Here is a 1,383-nt window from a genome sequence, read left to right on the forward strand (position 1 = left end):
CTGGTTCGGTGGTGGCGGTTCGGATGCCGGTGGCGTATTCGACGGTGGCGCGGATGTGGTGGCCCCAGTAGGTGGGGTCGGTGGCCTGTTGGTCGGTGATCCAGGTGCCGGTGGTGTTGGAGATGAAGGGGGTGTTCGGTGTCTGGCGGGGCACGTTTGCGACGGCGGTGGTGAATTCCGTGATCGCCGGTTCCATCAGGGGGGAGTGGAAGGCGTGGGAGGTGGTGACGGGTTGGGTGGGCCAGCCGTGTTCTTCGGCGAGGGTGGTGAAGGCCTGGATGGCGTGGTGGGGGCCGGAGACGACGCAGTCGCGGGGGCCGTTGTGGGCGGCGAGGGAGAGGGTGTGGGGCAGGGCGGCTTCGACGGTGGTGCGGTCGGCCATGACGTTGAGCATGGCGCCGGGGGTCTGGGCCTGCATGAGGCGGCCGCGCAGGGCGACGAGGCGCAGGGCGTCGGGGAGGGTGAAGACGCCGGCGAGGCAGGCGGCGGTCCATTCGCCGAGGCTGTGGCCGAGCATGGCGGTGGGGGTGATGCCCCAGGAGTGCCAGAGCCGGGTGAGGGCGTATTCGATGACGAAGAGGGCGGGTTGGGCCCATTGGGTCCGGTCGAGTCGGGGGTCCTGGGTGAAGATCACCTCGCGGATGTCGTCGTCGAGGTGTGGTGCGAGGAGTTCGGCGCATTCGTCGACGCAGGTGCGGAAGGCGGGTTCGTGCTGGTAGAGGTCGTGGGCCATGCCGGTGTGCTGGGAGCCCTGGCCGCTGAAGAGGAAGATCAGTGGTGTGGTTTCGCGGGTGGTGTGGTTGGTGGTGACGTGGGCGGGGTCGCGGGTCTCCAGGGCGGTGGCGATGGTGTCGGGGGTGGTGCCGGTGACGGTGCGGCGGTGGGGGAAGGTGCGGCGGCCGGTGGCCAGGGTGTGGGCGGCGTCGGCGAGGTTGGGTTGTTCGCGGCGCAGGTGGGCGGCCAGTCGGTCGGTGGCTTCTTCGAGTGCCTGTGGGGTGCGGGCGGAGAGGATGAGTGTTTCGGTGGGGCGTGTGCCGGCGGGGGAGGCTTCGACGGCCGGGGCCTCTTCGAGGATGAGGTGGGCGTTGCTGCCGCCGAAGCCGAAGGCGCTGATCCCGGCGCGGCGGACGCGGCCGTCGGTGCGTGGCCATGGGCCGGGCTGGGCCTGGACCCGGAAGGGGCTGGTGGCGAAGTCGATGTCGGGGTTGCCGCGGGTGTGGTTCAGCGAGGCGGGGAGGAGTTCGTGCTTGAGTGCGAGCGTGGTCTTGAGCAGGCCCGCGATGCCGGCGGCGGCGTCGAGGTGGCCGATGTTGCCCTTGACCGAGCCGAGGGCCCAGGACCCGGTGTCGCCGAACGCCCGTGACAACGCCTGCACCTCGATCG

At 70.7% G+C, this 1,383-nt stretch carries 1 protein-coding gene; it reads right to left on the reverse strand.

Translation table 11 applies throughout. The annotated features are described in order from the left end of the window. On the reverse strand, positions 1-1,366 hold a 1,366-nt coding region (locus ACWGJO_RS41590; protein ID WP_452190967.1), incomplete at its 3' end, for an acyltransferase domain-containing protein. Positions 1,367-1,383 lie beyond the last annotated feature (17 nt).

This window comes from Kitasatospora sp. NPDC054795, from assembly GCF_053611565.1.